Consider the following 17,542-nt stretch of genomic DNA (forward strand, 5'->3'; position numbering starts at 1 on the left):
GCGCCGCGTTGCCGTAGCCCCCTGTCGTCGACACCACGTTGTTGCTGCCGAAGATGCTGCGGCACTGCGACGAGCACGGGCTGAGTTATCAGCGCGAGGACGACCATGCCTACGCCCAGAACGAGAAGGGTCTGGGCACGGCACGCAGCGTGTTGGCGGCGTGCAAGGAAGCCGGGCTGGATGCGCAGTGGGTCGACGAGGCCGACGTCCCGTTCCCGTTCGCCGGCGGCGTGCGGCTGCGCGAACAGGCGCAGATCGACCCGATCCCTTTCCTGTCCAGCCTGGTCGCCGAACTCGAGAAGCACGGCGGCACCCTGCTGCAGGGCGTGCGCGCCACCACGGTGTCGGGTACCGGACCGCTGCGGGTGAGCCTGCGCCGCACCGCCGAGGCCCAGGACACCCGCGACGCCCAGCACACCGTCACCGCGCAGAAGGTCGTGCTGGCCACCGGGACTCCGGTCCTCGACCGCGGGTTCTTCTTCGCGCGGATGGAGGCCAAACGCTCCTACTGCCTGGCCTTCGACGTCCCGGGCGACATCACCCGGTCGATGTACCTGTCGGTGGACTCGCCGACCCGCTCCGTGCGCTACGCGCCGACCCCGACGGGCGACAAGCTGATCGTCGGCGGCGCCGGCCACACCGTCGGCCGGGCCGACCACCCGAAGAACGCCGTCACCGAGCTGGCACGCTGGGCGGCGCTGCACTACCCCGGCGCGGTGCAGACCCACTACTGGTCGGCGCAGGACTACCATCCCATCGACGAGCTGCCCTACGTCGGACCCCTGCTGCCCAAGTTCGAGAACCTGCTCGTGGCAACGGGATTCGACAAGTGGGGGATGACCAACGGGGTCGCCGCCGCGCTGGCGCTGTCGTCCCGGATCCTCGGCGGCCGGATGGACTGGGCCGCGGCGTTCGCCAGCTGGAGCCCCCACGAACTCAGCGGCATCCCGACCGCGCTCCAACTCAACATGCAGGTCGGACTGCACCTGGCCAAGGGCTGGGTGGCCCCGCTGACCGCGTCGGGCGAACCCGAGGAGGGCCAGGGCATCGTCAGCGGCGCGCCCTGGCGGATGACGGCCACCAGCATCGTCGACGGGGTGACCCGCACGGTATCCCCGGTGTGCCCGCATCTGGGCGGCGTCGTCACCTGGAACGACTCCGACCTGGCGTGGGAGTGCCCGCTGCACGGCTCGCGCTTCGCACCCGACGGCGCACTGATCGAGGGTCCCGCGACCCGCGGTCTGACCCCGTCCCGCTAGCTCACCTGCGCAGGCTGTCCGACGGGTTCACCCCGTAGGCCTGCCGGTACATCCCGGCGAACCGGCCGGTGTGGGCAAACCCCCAGCGTGCGGCGACGATCCCGACCGTCGTACTCGCGGGATCCGACCGGAGCAGTTCGCGGTGCGCGTGATCCATCCGCACCCGGCGCAGGTACTCCATCGGCGTCATGTCCAGGTGTTTGCGGAACATGTACTGCAGCGCGCGCGGGGTCACGTGGACACTCTCGGCGATGTCGACCAGCGTGACGTCGCGGTCGGCGCTGTCGTCGATGAAAGCCACAGCGCGGCGCAACAACTCGGGCTTCGCGTCGGTCCGGTCGGTGGCCGTTGGTTCCACGACCGCGTTGCTGGGCAGCGTCGACAACACGACCGCGGCGAGCATCGACGACGTGGTCGACGCGACAAGCGGGGTCGGCGGCTCGTCCGCCTTCGCCACGCTGCGGACGTAGTCGATGGTGCGGCTCAGCCGCCGGTGCGCGGCGGCCGACACCGGACGGTGACCGGTCAGCCGCACGCCGTCGGCGGGCCGCGCCGAGGACGCGACGCGGTCGAGCAGTGCGGTGTCGAACATCGTCAGATCGAAGCTCGCCCGGCGGACCCGGCCCGAGTAGGGTAGATCCGGCGGCGATAACAGCGCGACGTCGCCGGGCGCGAACACGTCCGGTCCGTCGCCGATGAAGTTCTCCTCGATGCGACCGTCGTGCACCCGACACAGGCAGACCCGGCCCAGCGGGGCCGCGTCGTAGGACATCGTGAAGTCGAGCCGGAGTTCGTCGAAGCTGACCGGGCCGACCCACTGGCGCTCGATGTGCGCCGAGGTCGCTTCGCCGTCGTCCGCCCCGATGGACATCTTGGTGTACGCCCGTACCAGGAAATCCTCGGTTGCTGCGAGATCCGTGCTGTCGAACACCAGATCGTCGTGCGCAGGATCACTGCTGGTCATGAAGCCTCCCGCCAGGTTCAGCGGTGCCGCGGGGCCAATGGCTTCGCCCCCTTGTTGCCGACCACTTTACCGGCCGGGCCAGCGCAGCACGCAAAAGCGGCGGGGCGCGGCTTTGCTGTGAAATGCTGTCCGCCATGGTGGCGCGGTGAGCACCGACAAGGTCCGCGTGGTGGTCGGCGACGACCACCCGATGTTCCGCGACGGCGTGGTGCGGGCGCTGCAGTCCAGCGGGTCGATCGACGTGGTGGCCGAGGCCGACGACGGGCCGGCCGCGCTGGCGGCGATCCGCGAGCACCGGCCGCATGTGGCGCTGCTCGACTATCGGATGCCGGGCATGGACGGCGCCGCCGTCGCCGCGGCGGTGACGCGCGACGATCTGCCGACGCGGGTGCTGCTGATCTCCGCACACGACGAGTCCGCGATCGTCTACCGTGCGCTGCAGGACGGGGCGGCCGGATTCCTGCCCAAGGAGTCGACGCGCGGGGAGCTGGTCACTGCCGTGCTGGACTGCGCGAAGGGGCGTGACGTGATCGCGCCGAGCCTGGCCGCGGGGCTGGCCGGGGAGATCCGCCGCCGCGCGGAGCCCGACGCCCCGGTGCTCAGCCCGCGCGAACGCGAGGTGCTGGTGCTCATCGCGAAAGGAAGCAGCATCCCGGCGATGGCCAAGGAGCTGTTCCTCGCCCCGTCGACGGTGAAGACACACGTGCAGCGGCTCTACGAGAAGCTCGGGGTCAGCGACCGGGGCGCCGTCGTCGCCGAGGCGATGCGCCGCAAGCTGCTGGACTGACGTGGATCTGCTGCGCACCTGCCGCGACTATCTGGCCGCCGAACCCGTGCGCGTCTCCGCGGTGCTGCGAGTGCCGCTGATCGCGCTGATCGGGGTGCTGGTGTGGATCTGGGAGGTCGACCACTGGCTGCCGCAGCTCTACGCGGGGATCCTGGGCTGCTACGCCGTGGCCGCGGTGGTGTGGCTGCTCGCGGTGCTGCGCGGGCCGGTGCCGCGGTGGGCCGACTGGGCGTCGACGATCGCCGATCTGGCCGTGATCATCGCGCTGTGCCTGGTCAGCGGCGGGGCGACGGCGGCGCTGCTGCCGGTGTTCTTCCTGCTGCCCATCTCGGTGGCGTTCCAGGACCGGCCCACGCTGACCGCGATCATCGGCGCCGTCACCGCCGGCGGCTATCTGACGGTGTGGATCTTCTACTCCAAGCGCGACGACAAGGTCGGCCTGCCGAACATGGTGTACACCCATTTCGGGTTCATGGTGTGGATGGCGGTCGCGACGACGGCGCTGAGCTTCGTGCTGGCGCGGCGCGCGGCCCGGCTGCGGGCTCTGCAGGAGGTGCGCCGCCAGCTGGTCTCCGAAGCCATGCAGTCCGACGAGCGGCACAACCGGGAGGTCGCCGAGCATCTGCACGACGGTCCGCTGCAGACGCTGCTGGCCGCGCGGATGGAGCTCGAGGAGGCCCGTGAGCGGCATCCCGACCCGGCGCTCGACCTCGTCTACACCGCGCTGCAGGAGACGGCGACCGGGCTGCGCTCCACCGTCACCGAACTGCACCCGCAGGTGCTGGCGCAATTGGGCCTGACCGCGGGCATCCGGGAGCTGTTGCGCCAGTTCCAGATTCGCTACGACGTCGAGGTGGTGGCCGAACTGGAGGAGGTCGGCAAGCCGGCGTCGCAGTCCCTGCTGTACCGGGCGGCCCGCGAATTGCTCACCAACGTCGGCAAGCACGCCGGCGCCACGACGGTGACCGTTGATCTGATGCGCCGCGGCGACCGGGTCATCCTGACCGTCGGCGACGACGGCCGCGGCTTCGATCCCGACATCGTCGGCACGTCGCTGGCCGCAGGCCACATCGGACTGGGGTCGCTGCTGGCCCGGTTCGACGCGATGGGCGGGTCGATGGACGTCGACTCCGAACCCGGGCGCGGCACGCTCGTCACCGCGACGTCGCCGCCCGAATAGTGACTGCCCAAGGTCGAGGAGAGGTGAGGCGCCTGTGGTGAGAGGTCGCCCGCGCCCCGCCTCGTGACGACGTCACCACGAGCAGTGAGCCACACGTCTACACGTTGTGCACGAGAAGTGCGAGTGACCTCGTGCAGAACGTGCGGACCTGGGTCCAGTGGGGCAGAACGCGACTCGTTCCTCGCCGCTTGATCGTCGTCAGACCGTTCTGAATGGTCGGTCTTCTCAACGCGGCTCGTTCCTCGCCGCTTGATCGTCGTCAGACCTTCGCGGTCTCCGACAGCGCCGCGTTGATCGCGTCGACGCGGTCCTTCGCGTCGCCGAACAGCATCTGGGTGTTCTCCCGGAAGAACAGCGGGTTCTGCACGCCGGCGTAGCCCGAGGCCATCGACCGCTTGAACACGATCACGTTGTCGGCGTTCCAAACCGTCAGCACCGGCATGCCGGCGATCGGGCTGGACGGATCCTCCGACGCGGCCGGGTTGACGGTGTCGTTCGCGCCGATGACCAGGACGACGCTGGTGCCGTCGAAGTCGTCATTGATCTCGTCCATCTCGAGCACGATGTCGTAGGGCACCTTGGCCTCGGCCAGCAGCACGTTCATGTGCCCGGGCAGCCGGCCCGCGACCGGGTGGATGCCGAAGCGCACCTCGATGCCGCGGTCGCGCAGCTTGCGGGTGAGCTCGGCGACCCCGTACTGCGCCTGCGCGACGGCCATCCCGTAACCGGGCGTGATGATCACCGAAGTCGCCGACGCGAGCAGTTCGGCTGCACCGTCGGCGGTGATCTCGCGGTGCTCGCCGTAGTCCTTGTCGTCGGCCGGGCCGGCCTCGATGCCGAAGCCGCCGGCGATGACGGAGATGAACGACCGGTTCATCGCCTTGCACATGATGTAGGACAGGTACGCACCCGAGGAGCCCACCAGCGCGCCGGTGATGATCAGCAGGTCGTTGCCCAGCAGGAAGCCCGACGCCGCGGCGGCCCAGCCCGAGTAGCTGTTGAGCATCGACACCACGACGGGCATGTCGCCGCCGCCGATCGAGGCCACCAGGTGCCAGCCGAGCAGCAGCGCCAGCACTGTGACGACGACGAGCAGCCACAGCTGCGGGTCGATGACGAACCACACGGTCAGCGCGACGAAGACCACCAGCGCGCCGACGTTGAGGAAGTTCTTGCCGGGCAGCATCATCGGCGCGGACTTGATGCGCGCCGAGAGCTTCAGGTTGGCGACGATCGAACCGGTGAACGTCACCGCGCCGATGAACACGCCGATGACGACCTCGGCGGAGTGGATCCCGAGCATGCCCTCGCGGCTCAGTTGCAGCGCCTCGGCGCCGCCGGCGTCGCGCTCGACGTGCAGGTAGCCGTTCCAGCCGACGAGCACCGCGGCCAGGCCGACGAAGCTGTGCAGCAGCGCGATCAGCTCCGGCATGCCCGTCATCTCGACGACCTTCGCGCGCCACAGCCCGATCGCGGCGCCGATCGCCATCGCGACGACCAGCAGCGCCAGGCCGAGCGGCTCGATGTGGCGGGCCAGCGCGAGCGCGATCGTCGCGATCAGCGCGACGGCCATGCCGGCGATGCCGAACGAGTTGCCGGCGCGCGACGTCTCGTGTTTGGACAGTCCGGCCAGCGCCAGGATGAACAGCAGCGCGGCGACGACGTAGGCCGCGGTGGCGGCGGTCTCCAGGGTGAACATGGTCTTAGCTCCTCGAGAACATGGCCAGCATGCGGCGGGTCACCGCGAAGCCGCCGAAGACGTTGATGCTGGCCAGCAGGATCGCCAGGCCGGCCACCGCGGTGATGACGGGGTTTCCGTGCCCGATCTGCAGCAGTGCGCCGACGACGATGATCCCGGAGATCGCGTTCGTCACCGACATCAGCGGGGTGTGCAGCGCGTGGTGCACGTTGCCGATCACGTAGTAGCCGATCACGATCGCCAGCGCGAACACCGTCAGGTGCACCTGCAGTGCGGCGGGGGACAGCGCGATCAGCGCGAACAGCACCGCCGCGGCGGCGAACGCCGTGCCGAGCCGGCGACCCGTCGACATCGGCTTCTTCGCCGGCTTCTGCGCGACCGGCGCGGCTGCGGCCGCGGCCGCGGGTGCGGCCGAGACCTGCACGGGCGGCGGTGGCCACGTGATCTCGCCGTCGCGCACCACGGTCACCGACCGCTGCACGACGTCGTCGAAGTCGCGGAAGGCCCGTCGCGGCTGCGCCGGTTCGGCCAGGCCGTCGTCGACCGGTTGCCCCAGCTCAGCGTCGCCATCGTCGCCGGGTTGGCGCNGATGATCTGCTTGTCGTGCCGATCGGCCTGGTCCTTGACGGTGCCTTCGACGTTGCCGCCGTTGGCCGCGGCCATGTCGACGATCACGCTGCCCGGCTTCATCGAGGCCACCATCTCGGCGGTGATGATGCGCGGCGCGGGCCGGCCCGGGATCAGCGCGGTGGTGATGATGATGTCGACGTCCTTGGCCTGCTCGGCGTAGAGCTGGGCTTCGCGGGCCTTGTAGTCGTCGCCCATCTCCTTGGCGTAGCCGGTGGCCGACACCTCGGCCGCCGCCGGATCGACGGCCAGGTACTCGCCGCCCAGCGACTTGACCTGATCGGCGACCTCGGGACGCGGGTCGGTGGCCCGCACGATGGCGCCCAGGCTGCCGGCCGCGCCGATCGCCGCCAGGCCGGCCACGCCGGCGCCGACGACCAGCACCTTGGCCGGCGGCACCTTGCCCGCCGCGGTCACCTGTCCGGTGAAGAACCGGCCGAAGCGGTGCGCGGCCTCGACCACGGCGCGGTAGCCGGCGATGTTGGCCATCGACGACAGCACGTCCAGCGACTGCGCCCGCGAGATCCGGGGTACCGCGTCCATCGCGAGCACCGTGATCGGCCGGCTGGACAGCTTCTCGAGCAGTTCGGGCTTCAGCGCCGGCGAGATCAGGCTCACCAGGGTCGCACCGTCGCGCAACGCTGCGATCTCGTCGTTGGCGGGAGCGTTGACCTTGAGCACCACGTCGGCGTTCCAGGGGGAGCCGATCTGGGCGCCGGCGTCGACGTAGGCGGCGTCGGCGAAGCTGGCGGCGGCACCGGCGCCGGACTGCACTACGACCTCGTAGCCCAGTTTGACCAGCTGCGTGACGGTGGCCGGGGTGGCGGCCACCCGCGTTTCACCAGGCAGAGACTCTGCGGGTATCCCGATGATCATCGATGTCGATCCGATCTAGGCTGCGCGTGCGAATCTGCGGAAGGGCCCCGGCGGCGTGCCGGGCACTTCGACGCTGCTCGTCGTTGGACGTGGAGGATGACAGTCTAAAGACGGCACACGCGCGACTCACAATCCGATCCGTCATCTCCCCCGCATGGGGGAGGGCGCCGGCCGCAGTTCAACTCAGCGTGAGCGCAGTACTTTTCCTGACTTGACGGATCCGTCAGTGTCTGCCGGTGTCCGTTTTCGTCGACATCGCGCCCGAGGACTCCGCTACCGCGGCGCCCGGCCCTGACGCGCGCCCCCGGGGCGCTCGGTGGCGGCGCCGGCTGACCCGCGCCGCCCTGCCGCTGCTGTCGGTCGTCGTGTTCGGCGCCGTGTGGCAGGCGGCGGCCGCCAGCGGGATCTGGAACCAGACGTTCGTGCCCTACCCGGCGACGGTGTGGCGGGCCTTCGTCGACGTCTCCACCACCCACGACGGCGTCCGCGGCTACGCCGGGTATCTGCTGTGGGAGCACCTCTACATGACGCTGCGCCGCGTGCTGGCCGGCGTGGTCATCGGGGTGGCCATCGGCGTCGCGCTCGGACTCGTCATGGGATCGGTCGGCTGGCTGCGCAGCGTGCTGGAACCGTGGCTGACGTTCCTGCGGGCGCTGCCGCCGTTGGCCTACTTCTTCCTTCTGGTCATCTGGCTGGGCATCGACGAGGCCCCCAAGATCACACTGCTGGCGCTGGCCGCACTGCCGCCGGCCGCGGTGGCCACCACCGCCGCGGTGGTCGCGGCACCCGTCGGGCTGCAGGAGGCCGCCCGCGCGCTGGGCGCGTCACGGCGCCAGGTGATCCGCGATGTCGTCGTCCCGTCGGCGCTGCCGGAGACGTTCACCGGGATCCGGTTGGCCGTCGGCATGGCCTACTCGTCGGTGGTGGCCGCCGAACTGTTCAACGGCATCCCCGGCATCGGCGGTCTGGTCAAGGACGCCAGCAACTACAACAACACCCCCGTCGTGCTGGTCGGCATCTTCGCCATCGGCGTCTCAGGTCTGGTGATCGACGGACTGTTGCGGTCGGTCGAGCGCCGGGCCGTCCCCTGGAGAGGAAAGATATGAAACGCAAGTCCCTGATCGTCGCGCTGGTGGCGGCCGTGCTGGCGCTGGCCGGTTGCTCGGTCGGCAACGGTGGGCAGCAGAGCAACGACCCAGACAAGCCCACGATCCGCATCGGCTACCAGAGCTTCCCCAGCGGCGATCTGATCGTCAAGAACAACAAGTGGCTCGAAGAGGCGCTGCCCGACTGGAACATCAAGTGGACCAAGTTCGACTCCGGCGCCGACGTCAACACCGCGTTCATCGCCAAGGAACTCGACTTCGGCGCACTCGGGTCCAGCCCGGTGGCGCGCGGACTCTCGGCGCCGCTGAACATCCCCTACAAGGTGGCCTTCGTGCTCGACGTCGCGGGCGACAACGAGGCCCTGGTGGCGCGTAACGGCAGCGGCATCGACACCATCGCCCAGCTGCGGGGCAAGCGCATCGGCACCCCCTTTGCGTCCACCGCGCACTACAGTCTGCTCGCGGCACTGAGCCAGAACGGGTTGTCCCCCAACGACGTTCAGCTCGTCGACCTGCAGCCCCAGGCGATCCTGGCGGCCTGGGAGCGCGGTGACATCGACGCCGCCTACACGTGGCTGCCGACACTGGACCAGCTGCGCACCTCGGGCAAGGACCTGATCACCAGCCGGCAGCTTGCCAAGGACGGCAAGCCGACGCTCGACCTCGGTGCGGTCGCCGACGACTTCGCCGCCCAGCACCCCGAGGTGGTCGACATCTGGCGTCAGCAGGAAGCGCGCGCGCTCACGCTGATCCAGAAGGATCCCGCGGCCGCGTCCTCGGCGATCGCCGCCGAGATCGGGCTGAGCGCCGAAGAAGTCGCCGGCCAGCTCAAGCAGGGCGTGTACCTGACCCCCGAGCAGGTGGCGTCGCCGGAATGGCTTGGCTCCGAGGGCAAACCGGGCAACATCGCGGTGAACCTGCAGAGCGCGTCGCAGTTCCTCGCCGAGCAGAAGCAGATCCCGGCCGCGGCGCCGCTGCAGACGTTCCAGGACGCGATCTACACCAAGGGTCTGCCGGGTGTCCTCGCGCAGTGACGCAGCGATCCGGATCGCGTCGGTCTCCCACCGGTACGGCAGCGGACGCGACGAGGTCACCGCGCTGGGACCCGTCGACCTGACTGTCGACCCGGGGTCGTTCCTGGTGCTCGTCGGCGCGTCCGGCTGCGGCAAGAGCACGCTGCTGCGGCTGCTCGCCGGCTTCGAGGCGCCCAGTCAGGGATCGGTCGAAATCGCCGGTGCCGCACCGACTCCCGGCGTGACCGCCGGGGTGGTGTTCCAGCAGCCGCGGCTGTTCCCGTGGCGGACGGTCGGTGGGAACGTCGAGCTGGCGCTGAAATACGCGAAGGTGCCGCGGGACCGGCGGGCCGAGCGTCGCGACGAGCTCCTCGACCGGGTCGGGTTGGCGGGCACCGCACACCGGCGCATCTGGGAGATCAGCGGCGGCCAGCAGCAGCGCGTCGCGATCGCCCGGGCGCTGGCGGCCGAGACGCCGCTGTTCCTGCTCGACGAGCCGTTCGCCGCGCTCGACGCGCTGACCCGGGAGCGCCTGCAGGAGGACGTCCGCCAGGTCAGCGCGGAATCGGGGCGCACCACGGTGTTCGTCACGCACAGCGCCGACGAGGCGGCGTTCCTCGGCTCCCGGATCGTCGTGCTGACCCGTCGCCCCGGACAGGTCGCGCTGGACATCCCGGTGGACCTGCCCCGCACAGGCATCGACCCCGACGAGTTGCGTCGCTCGCCGGAGTACGGGGAGTTGCGCGCGGAGGTCGGCCGGGCCGTCAAAGCCGCCGCGGCCTGAGCCGTCCAGGCACATCTCGAAACGGCACCGATCCCGCATCGACATCGACCGGGCCGGTGCGCCCCGCGCCCCACGGGCCGCACGATGTCGAGGTGAGCATGGTGGTGGAGCGCGGATTGGCACGGTGCCCGCGGTGTGTCTCGATGGCGGACTACGTCTTCATCGAGGGCGAACCCGACGGGATGCGCTACGAGGTGCGTTGCCGAAAATGCGGGGAGCGCTACGAGGAGGACCTGCGGCCGGTGGAGCCCGGGAAGCAACTCGCGCTCATCGAGCCTCCGATTCTGTGGCCGCCGGACCAGGAGCCTGTGCCGCCGAGGGACTGGCGCGCGGAGATCCGCGGGCACGTCTCAGTGGTGGTACAGAAAAGCCGCGCCGAACTCGACGAGATGGTGCGGCGCACACGCACTTTGGCGCCCAAACGTCGGTTCGGGCGCCAGATGGCCGATCAGACCGGCGGGTAGGAGGGTGGCGGGTACACCCCGCGCAGGATCCACGCGAACCAGTTGATGCCGTACTCGACTTCGTCGCTTGCGTCGTAATCGGGATTGGGGTCCACCGCGATACCTCTCCGTCGGCCGTGCACGCTGGCTCTGCAGGAAGTCTAGACCGGCTGGGGCTGCGGTCACAGGGCAACGACCTAGACTGAACCAACCAGTTAGTGGATCGTGGACCCACCGGTCCGTTCTAGAGTGAGTCACCATGTCTGAGACCGCTGTGCCGACCGGGCCGAGCAACGGTATGTCCCGCCGCGAGGAACTGCTGGCCGTGGCCACCAAGCTCTTCGCCGCGCGCGGCTACCACGGCACCCGGATGGACGACGTCGCCGACGCGGTCGGGCTCAACAAGGCGACGGTCTACCACTACTACGCGAGCAAGTCGCTGATCCTCTACGACATCTACAAGGGCGCGGCCGACTTCACCGTCGACGCGCTGCACGACGACCCGTCGGCCTCGGCCCGCGAGACGATCTACCACTTCACTCGGCGCCTGCTGGTCGGCATCTCCAGCGACATCGAGCGCGCGGCCGTCTACTTCCAGGAAGCCCCCTACATCACCGAGTGGTTCACCGAGGAGCAGGTGGCCTACATCCGGGAGAAGGAAACCCAGGTCTACGAGCACGTCCGCGACGTGATCGACCGTGGCATCGCCAGCGGCGAGTTCTACGAGTGCGACTCCCACGTGCTCGCGCTCGGCTACATCGGGATGACGCTGGGGTCCTACCGCTGGCTGCGTCCGCACGGCCGGCGCACGGCCCAGGAGATCGCCGTCGAGTTCAGCACCGCGCTGCTGCGCGGGCTGATCCGCGACGAGGCGGTGCGCCACGATTCCCCGCTGGGCGCCGACCAGGCCGACGCCCGCTCGGGCGGCTAGCCGAGCTCGCGCCACGGGTCGCGCAGGAACCCGGTCAGCACGTCGGCCATCGCGGGAATGGCGCCGTTGGCGATCACCTCGAACCCGTGGGTGCTCAGCGTGGGCAGGCACAGCAGCCCGGCCTGCGGCGTGAGCGCACTCGCCTTGGCGTGCGAGGCGTCGGACTCGAACGCGCCGAGCACCGCGGCCTGCGGCGCCAGGCCCAGCTCGTCGGCCATGTCCATCAGCCGGTCGGCCACGGACTTGTCATAGACGCACAGCGCGTCGCTGTAAGCGACGATCGGGCCACCCCCGACCTGCGTGCCGTACTCGGGTTCGGTGGGCCCCACCTCGAGGGCCAGGGTCAGCTCGCCGGGCAGGGTCCGGCTGGCGTACCCGCCGCCGATGCCGCCGATCTCCTCGTTGGTGGTGCACACGAAGTACACGTCGCCCGGCGGTGTGGCGCCGCCGCGCAGGTCACGGGCGCAGCACAGCAGCGCGGTGAGCGCGGCACGGTCGTCGAGGAAGTAGCAGCCGAGGTAGTCGTTGCCGACGTCGACCAGGGTGCGCCTGCAGCGGTCGACGCACACGCGGGTACCCGGCGCGACGCCGGCGTGGCGCAGTTCGGTGCCGGTCAGTCCGGTGAAGACGTAGACGTCGGGCCAGTCCAGCGCCTTGTCGCCCTGATCGGGTTTGGTCCGCCAGATGCGCGGGCTCTCCCGGGTGGTGTGCTCGGAGCCGAGCGCCAGCACGCCGCACACCGTCGTGTGCTGCCCGAGCACGGCCACCGGTCCGAGGCCGACGTTGCCCGGGTACATCGTGCCCAGCGGCGTCAGGTGCAGGGTGCCGTCGGCATCGATGCGCTTGACCAGCATCGACAGCTCGTCCATGTGCGCCATCACGCGCACCGCGGGCGCGTCGCCGCCGCGCAGCACACCGATCACGTTGCCGGCCGGATCGGTCCACGCCTCGTCGACCTCGGGCTGCAGTTCGCGCAGGCACACGTCGCGGACCGCGTCCTCCTGCCCACACGGTCCGTAGGCGAACAGCAGTTCCTGGAGCAGCGGTCGGTAGGCGGTCACACCGGTAGCAATTGCCGATGCGGTGATCGGCAAACGGGCGGGTACCCGACCTGCCGTGACGATCCGCATCGGCACCTCGGGATGGTCGTACAACCACTGGGTGGGCGTCCTCTACGAACGCGGGCTGGCCCCGGCGCGGCGATTGGAGCGCTACGCCGCCGAATTCGACACCGTCGAGCTGAACGGAAGCTTCTACCGGTGGCCACCGGACGCGTGGTTCGAGCGCTGGCGGGACCAGCTGCCGCCAGGCTTCCTGATGGCGGTGAAGGCGGCCCGCGGCCTGACCCATGCCCGCCGGCTGAGCTCGCCGGAGATCTGGGTCGAGCGCCTGCACCGCGGCTGGAGCGCGCTCGGCGACCGGGCCGGACCGCTGCTGGTACAACTGCCGCCGACGATGGAGCGTGACGACGCGCGGCTCGATCACTTCCTCGACGTGATGCCCGCAGCCATCCCGGTGGCGGTGGAGTTCCGGCACCCCTCCTGGAACGACCCCGGCGCGTTCGCCGTCCTCGAGCGCCACGGGGCCGCGTACGTGGTGATGAGCGGTGCGGGGTTGCCGTGCCTGCTGACGGCGACGGCCCGGTTCGTCTACGTGCGGCTGCACGGCCCCGATCCCGGTGCGCTCTACGGCGGCTCCTACAGCCCCGAGGACCTGCGGTGGTGGGCCGACCGGATCCGCGAGTGGGACGGGCAGGGCCGCGACGTGCTGGTGTACTTCAACAACGACCTCGGCGGCAACGCCGTGCGCAACGCCAGAGATCTGCGCGCCGCCCTGGCCGCCTGACGTTTGGCACCCCCGTGAGGCGGGTACGCGAACCCGCCATGAGGGCCCCCCGCATCGTCACCGCAGTGCACGCGTTCCTCCGCGCGGGATATCCCGCTGCGGCGCCGCGCCAGGGGTATGTCGTCGCGCTGGCTCTGCTGCCTCCGTCGTCGGCCACAGCGCGCTGACGGCGTCGGCGGACCTGCCGATGATCGACACCGTCGTGCGATGGCTGCTCACCACGGGTGTGCCCATCGCGCTCGTGGTGCTGTTCGCCGTCCTCGCCGGCCGGGCGATCCGCAGCCTCGCGCGCCGCATCAGCCGCCGGTTGGCCGCGAGCGACGATGCGGCTGTGCGCTCCGAGAACGTCAAGCACCGGCAGACGCTGGCCTCGGTGGTCTCCTCGGTGGCGATCACGCTGCTCTATGCCGGCGCGAGCCTCGAGGTCGCGGACCGGTTGGGGCTGCCGATCGGCTCGCTGGTCGCGCCGGCCGCGGTGCTCGGCGGCGCACTGGGGTTCGGGGCGCAGCGCATCGTGGGGGACCTGCTCAGCGGGTTCTTCGTCATCACCGAGAAGCAGTACGGCTTCGGTGACCTCGTCGAACTGACCATCTCCTCGGGTGGAACCGCAACCGGCACAGTCGAATCGGTGACCCTGCGGGTCACCACGCTGCGCACGGCCGAGGGTGAGGTGTACACGGTCCCGAACGGAACGATCGTGAAAGCCCTGAACCTGTCCAAGGATTGGGCCCGCGCGGTGATCGACATCCCCCTGCCTGCAGCGGCGGACATCGCCGCGGTCAACGAGGTGCTGCGCGACGTGTCGGCTGCGGCGATGCGCCGCGACGCCCTGGCCGACCTGCTGCTCGACGAGCCGCAGCTGATGGGCGTCGAGAGCATCCAGGTCGACACCATCAACGTGCGGATGGTGGCACGGACGCTGCCGGGCAAGCAGTTCGAGGTGGGCCGCGAGCTGCGCGCGCTGGTGGTGCCCGCGTTGCGCCGGGAGGGCATCGCCACGACCGCGTGAGGCGCCGGCGCGAGTCGCTATGCTCAGCCGATGCCGTTGGTGAGCAAGACAGTCGAGGTCGCAGCGCCCGCAGAGTCGATCATGGCGATCGTCGCCGACTTCGAGAGCTACCCGCTGTGGAACGAGGAGATCAAGGGCTGCTGGATCCTCGCCCGCTACGACGACGGACGGCCGAGCCAGCTGCGGCTCGACGTCGTGGTGCAGGGTCAGGCCGGCACGTTCATCACCGCGGTCTATTACCCCGGCGAGAATCAGATCTACACGGTGCTGCAGCAGGGCGACCACTTCGACAAGCAGGAGCAGAAGTTCTCGGTGGTCGGGCTCGGCGTCACGTCACTGCTGACCGTCGATCTCGACGTGGAGACCAAGCTGGCGCTGCCCAAACCGATGGTCAAGAAGGCCATCGGCGACACGCTCGACTACCTCGCCGACAACCTCAAGACCCGCGCCGAGCAGCTCGCGGCCGGCTAGCCCACAGTCCGACCTGGTCCAGGTAGCCGAGCAGGCGCGACAGCCCGTCGGCGAACTGGTCCTCGGTCAGATCGACCACCGTCGCGGTGTCGCGGCGCCGCAGCGCGGCGATCAGCCGGTCGTGGCTGGCGACCGCTTCGGCGCCCCAGGTCCGGTCGGAGGCGAACAGCTGCGGCGGCAGATACCGGGTGGCGTGCAACAGGAACCAGGCCAGCTTGATCCGCCCCGAGGCGCGGTTGAACGTGCGGTGGAAGGCGAACTCCGCGGCCGCGATCGCGTCGGGATCCTGCTGCTCGACCGCGGCCGCCATGGCCGCGTTGAGCACCTCGAGCTCGTCGATCTGCTCGTCGGTGATGCGCCGCGCGGTCGTCGCGGCGAGCTCCTGGGCGATCGTCGACTGGAGCCAGAAGATGTCCTCGATGTCGTTGCGGGACAACGGAACCACGCGGTGCCCACGGTGCGGCTCGAGCTCGACCATGCCTTCGCCGCGCAGGGTGCGCAGCGCCTCCCGGATTGGGGTGATGCTCACACCGAGGCGGGCCGCGGTCTCGTCGAGGCGGATGAAGGTGTTGGGGCGCAGCACCCCGGTCATGATCTCGGTGCGCAGGCGGGAGGCGACCTCGTCGGAGAGCTGTTCGCGGCGCACCGCGCCGGCGGGTCGTGCTCCGGCGGGAGCGATCATCGCGGTGCCGCCCTTCAGATGTGACGACGGGTTGTCCCGACGCCGCCTGGCCCATAGTGTGACCGAGGCAACATCATGTTTGATCAAATATCATCCTCGCGCAACTCACAGTGACGGAGCGGACGACGGTGACTTCGACGAGCGTGCCGGAGCAGCCCTACCTGGCCCGCAGGCAGAACTGGGCCAATCAGCTGAGCCGGCACGCGCTGATGCAGCCCGAAGCGACGGCACTGCGGTTCCTCGGCGCCACCACCACCTGGGCCGAGTTGGACCGCCGGGTCAGCGCGCTGGCCGGGGCGCTGCACCGGCGCGGCGTCGGATTCGGCGACCGGGTGCTGATCCTGATGCTCAACCGTCCGGAGTTCATCGAGTCGACGCTGGCGGTCAACAAGCTCGGCGGGATCGCCGTGCCGGTCAACTTCCGGATGACCCCGCCGGAGATCGCGTTCCTGGTGTCGGACTGCCAGGCCGCGGTCGTCGTCACCGAGCCCGTACTGGCCGGGGTCGCCACCGCCGTGCGGGACCTCGACGCCACGCTCGACACGGTGATCGTCGCCGCCGGCGCCACCGAGGACGGGGTGCTGGGCTACGAGGACCTGCTGGCCGAGAACGCGCCGTGCCCTGCGGTGGACATCCCCGACGATTCGCCCGCGCTGATCATGTACACCTCCGGCACCACCGGGCGTCCCAAAGGTGCGGTGCTCACCCACAACAACCTGGCCGGCCAGGCGCTGACGCACCTGTTCACCATCGGCGCCGACATCAACCACGACATCGGGTTCGTCGGGGTGCCGCTCTTCCACATCGCCGGGATCGGCAACACGATCTTCGGCCTGCTGCTCGGCCGGCCGACGGTGATCTACCCGCTCGGCGCGTTCGATCCCGGGGAACTGCTCGACGTGCTGGCGGCCGAGAAGGTGACAGGCATCTTCCTGGTGCCCGCTCAGTGGCAGGCGGTGTGCGCCGCGCAGCGCGCCGAGCCCCGGGACCTCAGACTGCGGGTGCTGTCCTGGGGTGCCGCGCCGGCGTCGGACACGCTGCTGCGCGAGATGGCCGACACGTTCCCCGGCGCCCAGATCCTGGCCGCCTTCGGGCAGACGGAGATGTCTCCGGTGACCTGCATGCTGTTGGGCGAGGACGCGCTGCGCAAACTCGGTTCGGTCGGCAAGGTCATCCCGACGGTGTCGGCGCGCATCGTCGACGAAGAGATGAACGACGTGCCGGTGGGGCAGGTCGGCGAGATCGTCTACCGGGCGCCGACGCTGATGGCCGGCTACTGGAACAACCCCGCGGCGACGGCGGAGGCCTTCGCGGGCGGCTGGTTCCATTCCGGCGACCTCGTCCGGCAGGACGAGGAGGGTTACATCTGGGTCGTCGACCGTAAGAAGGACATGATCATCTCGGGCGGCGAGAACATCTACTGCGCGGAAGTGGAGAACGTGCTCGCCGCCCATCCGGACATCGTCGAGGTCGCGGTGATCGGCCGCAGCCACGAGAAGTGGGGCGAGGTCCCGGTTGCTGTGGTCGTTACCCGGAGTTCGCTGAGAGCATCCGGTGAGGTCGCTTTGACGCTGGCCGATCTCGACCGATTCCTGACCGAGCGGCTCGCCCGGTACAAGCACCCCAAGGCCCTCGAAATCGTCGAGGCGCTGCCCAGGAATCCGGCGGGCAAGGTGCTCAAGACCGAACTGCGCGCACGCTTCGCCGCCGGCGACCAGATTGACGCTCGCGAAAGTTCCACTCGGACAACGGTTTCGGCCGGGCAGCAGCCAGGTTAGCCGGAAGGGGATCATTTGCTAACGGTTGAGGGGCTAATCCCGCGGATGCGGTACGGGCGGTCCGAGGGATCGGGTACAGTCCTGTGGT

17 protein-coding genes and 3 pseudogenes are annotated in these 17,542 nt (G+C 69.9%); 13 read left to right on the forward strand and 7 right to left on the reverse strand.

Features of this window, described 5'->3' with window-relative positions:
* Positions 1-53 precede the first annotated feature (53 nt).
* Positions 54-1,259, forward strand: a complete 1,206-nt coding sequence (locus MCHUDSM44219_RS22660) for an FAD-dependent oxidoreductase (RefSeq protein ID WP_048420601.1) — start codon at positions 54-56, stop codon at positions 1,257-1,259.
* Between the two features lies 1 nt (position 1,260).
* Here the strand turns inward: MCHUDSM44219_RS22660 and MCHUDSM44219_RS22665 are convergent, their stop codons facing one another.
* Positions 1,261-2,223 (reverse strand): AraC family transcriptional regulator, encoded by a 963-nt coding sequence (locus MCHUDSM44219_RS22665; protein WP_048420520.1) that lies wholly within the window; start codon positions 2,221-2,223, stop codon positions 1,261-1,263.
* Positions 2,224-2,368: 145 nt separating this feature from the next.
* Here MCHUDSM44219_RS22665 and MCHUDSM44219_RS22670 point away from each other — a divergent pair, with 145 nt between their 5' ends.
* Both MCHUDSM44219_RS22670 and MCHUDSM44219_RS22675 read left to right on the forward strand, forming a co-directional pair.
* Entirely contained in the window at positions 2,369-3,010 is a 642-nt protein-coding gene (locus tag MCHUDSM44219_RS22670; protein WP_082162347.1) for a response regulator, read from the forward strand.
* Position 3,011: 1 nt separating this feature from the next.
* Positions 3,012-4,190 (forward strand): sensor histidine kinase, encoded by a 1,179-nt coding sequence (locus MCHUDSM44219_RS22675; protein ID WP_109777909.1) that lies wholly within the window; start codon positions 3,012-3,014, stop codon positions 4,188-4,190.
* A 259-nt stretch (positions 4,191-4,449) separates the two neighbouring features.
* Here the strand turns inward: MCHUDSM44219_RS22675 and pntB are convergent, their stop codons facing one another.
* From pntB to MCHUDSM44219_RS31305, 3 genes and pseudogenes are all read right to left on the reverse strand, one after another.
* Positions 4,450-5,889, reverse strand: coding sequence for a Re/Si-specific NAD(P)(+) transhydrogenase subunit beta (gene pntB / locus MCHUDSM44219_RS22680; protein ID WP_048420521.1), 1,440 nt, complete (start codon positions 5,887-5,889; stop codon positions 4,450-4,452).
* A gap of 4 nt (positions 5,890-5,893) precedes the next feature.
* Positions 5,894-6,388, reverse strand: a pseudogene (locus MCHUDSM44219_RS31300) (proton-translocating transhydrogenase family protein); the annotation flags it as partial.
* Positions 6,389-6,477: 89 nt separating this feature from the next.
* Positions 6,478-7,392 (reverse strand): annotated as a pseudogene (locus MCHUDSM44219_RS31305) (Re/Si-specific NAD(P)(+) transhydrogenase subunit alpha); the annotation flags it as partial.
* A 236-nt stretch (positions 7,393-7,628) separates the two neighbouring features.
* Between MCHUDSM44219_RS31305 and MCHUDSM44219_RS22690 the strand changes: the two are divergent.
* The 4 genes from MCHUDSM44219_RS22690 (at position 7,629) to MCHUDSM44219_RS22705 (ending at position 10,759) form a co-directional block, all read left to right on the forward strand.
* Positions 7,629-8,498 carry an ABC transporter permease gene (locus tag MCHUDSM44219_RS22690; RefSeq protein WP_048420522.1) on the forward strand — a complete coding sequence of 290 codons (870 nt, stop codon included), beginning with the start codon at positions 7,629-7,631 and terminating at the stop codon, positions 8,496-8,498.
* On the forward strand, positions 8,495-9,532 hold the full coding sequence (locus MCHUDSM44219_RS22695) for a taurine ABC transporter substrate-binding protein (protein ID WP_048420523.1): 1,038 nt from the start codon (positions 8,495-8,497) through the stop codon (positions 9,530-9,532). Before MCHUDSM44219_RS22690 ends, MCHUDSM44219_RS22695 begins: the two co-directional genes overlap by 4 nt.
* A complete protein-coding gene (locus MCHUDSM44219_RS22700; RefSeq protein WP_048420524.1) occupies positions 9,516-10,295 on the forward strand; it encodes an ABC transporter ATP-binding protein in 780 nt (259 codons plus the stop codon). Before MCHUDSM44219_RS22695 ends, MCHUDSM44219_RS22700 begins: the two co-directional genes overlap by 17 nt.
* Before the next feature lie 143 nt (positions 10,296-10,438).
* Positions 10,439-10,759, forward strand: coding sequence for a hypothetical protein (locus MCHUDSM44219_RS22705; RefSeq protein WP_236695562.1), 321 nt, complete (start codon positions 10,439-10,441; stop codon positions 10,757-10,759).
* Here MCHUDSM44219_RS22705 and MCHUDSM44219_RS30540 read toward each other — a convergent pair.
* Positions 10,744-10,851, reverse strand: a pseudogene (locus MCHUDSM44219_RS30540) (CAP domain-containing protein); the annotation flags it as partial. The gene MCHUDSM44219_RS22705 and the pseudogene MCHUDSM44219_RS30540 sit on opposite strands and share 16 nt — an antisense overlap.
* Positions 10,852-10,997: 146 nt before the next feature.
* On the opposite strand from MCHUDSM44219_RS30540, the gene MCHUDSM44219_RS22710 reads away from it, so the two are divergent.
* The gene (locus tag MCHUDSM44219_RS22710; protein WP_048420525.1) at positions 10,998-11,669 is read left to right on the forward strand and encodes a TetR/AcrR family transcriptional regulator; all 672 of its coding nucleotides are present in this window, start codon (positions 10,998-11,000) and stop codon (positions 11,667-11,669) included.
* Here the strand turns inward: MCHUDSM44219_RS22710 and MCHUDSM44219_RS22715 are convergent.
* Positions 11,666-12,730: a peptidase M42 gene (locus MCHUDSM44219_RS22715; protein ID WP_236695563.1), complete on the reverse strand. Its 1,065-nt coding sequence runs from the start codon at positions 12,728-12,730 to the stop codon at positions 11,666-11,668. The genes MCHUDSM44219_RS22710 and MCHUDSM44219_RS22715 overlap by 4 nt on opposite strands.
* 55 nt (positions 12,731-12,785) lie before the next feature.
* Here MCHUDSM44219_RS22715 and MCHUDSM44219_RS22720 point away from each other — a divergent pair, with 55 nt between their 5' ends.
* From MCHUDSM44219_RS22720 to MCHUDSM44219_RS22730, 4 genes are read left to right on the forward strand one after another with little or no spacing between them, the layout of a single operon-like run.
* Positions 12,786-13,514: a DUF72 domain-containing protein gene (locus tag MCHUDSM44219_RS22720; RefSeq protein ID WP_048420526.1), complete on the forward strand. Its 729-nt coding sequence runs from the start codon at positions 12,786-12,788 to the stop codon at positions 13,512-13,514.
* Positions 13,515-13,552: 38 nt separating this feature from the next.
* Positions 13,553-13,681 carry a DUF3349 domain-containing protein gene (locus tag MCHUDSM44219_RS30200; RefSeq protein ID WP_131722343.1) on the forward strand — a complete coding sequence of 43 codons (129 nt, stop codon included), beginning with the start codon at positions 13,553-13,555 and terminating at the stop codon, positions 13,679-13,681.
* A gap of 20 nt (positions 13,682-13,701) precedes the next feature.
* Positions 13,702-14,523 carry a mechanosensitive ion channel family protein gene (locus tag MCHUDSM44219_RS22725; RefSeq protein WP_048420527.1) on the forward strand — a complete coding sequence of 274 codons (822 nt, stop codon included), beginning with the start codon at positions 13,702-13,704 and terminating at the stop codon, positions 14,521-14,523.
* A gap of 30 nt (positions 14,524-14,553) precedes the next feature.
* On the forward strand, positions 14,554-14,994 hold the full coding sequence (locus MCHUDSM44219_RS22730; protein ID WP_048420528.1) for an SRPBCC family protein: 441 nt from the start codon (positions 14,554-14,556) through the stop codon (positions 14,992-14,994).
* Here MCHUDSM44219_RS22730 and MCHUDSM44219_RS22735 read toward each other — a convergent pair.
* The gene (locus MCHUDSM44219_RS22735) at positions 14,960-15,676 is read right to left on the reverse strand and encodes a GntR family transcriptional regulator (RefSeq protein ID WP_048420529.1); all 717 of its coding nucleotides are present in this window, start codon (positions 15,674-15,676) and stop codon (positions 14,960-14,962) included. The genes MCHUDSM44219_RS22730 and MCHUDSM44219_RS22735 overlap by 35 nt on opposite strands.
* A gap of 128 nt (positions 15,677-15,804) precedes the next feature.
* On the opposite strand from MCHUDSM44219_RS22735, the gene fadD5 reads away from it, so the two are divergent.
* Positions 15,805-17,454, forward strand: coding sequence for a fatty-acid--CoA ligase FadD5 (gene fadD5 / locus MCHUDSM44219_RS22740; protein ID WP_048420606.1), 1,650 nt, complete (start codon positions 15,805-15,807; stop codon positions 17,452-17,454).
* Positions 17,455-17,542 lie beyond the last annotated feature (88 nt).

Source organism: Mycolicibacterium chubuense, from assembly GCF_001044255.1.
GTDB lineage: Bacteria > Actinomycetota > Actinomycetes > Mycobacteriales > Mycobacteriaceae > Mycobacterium > Mycobacterium chubuense.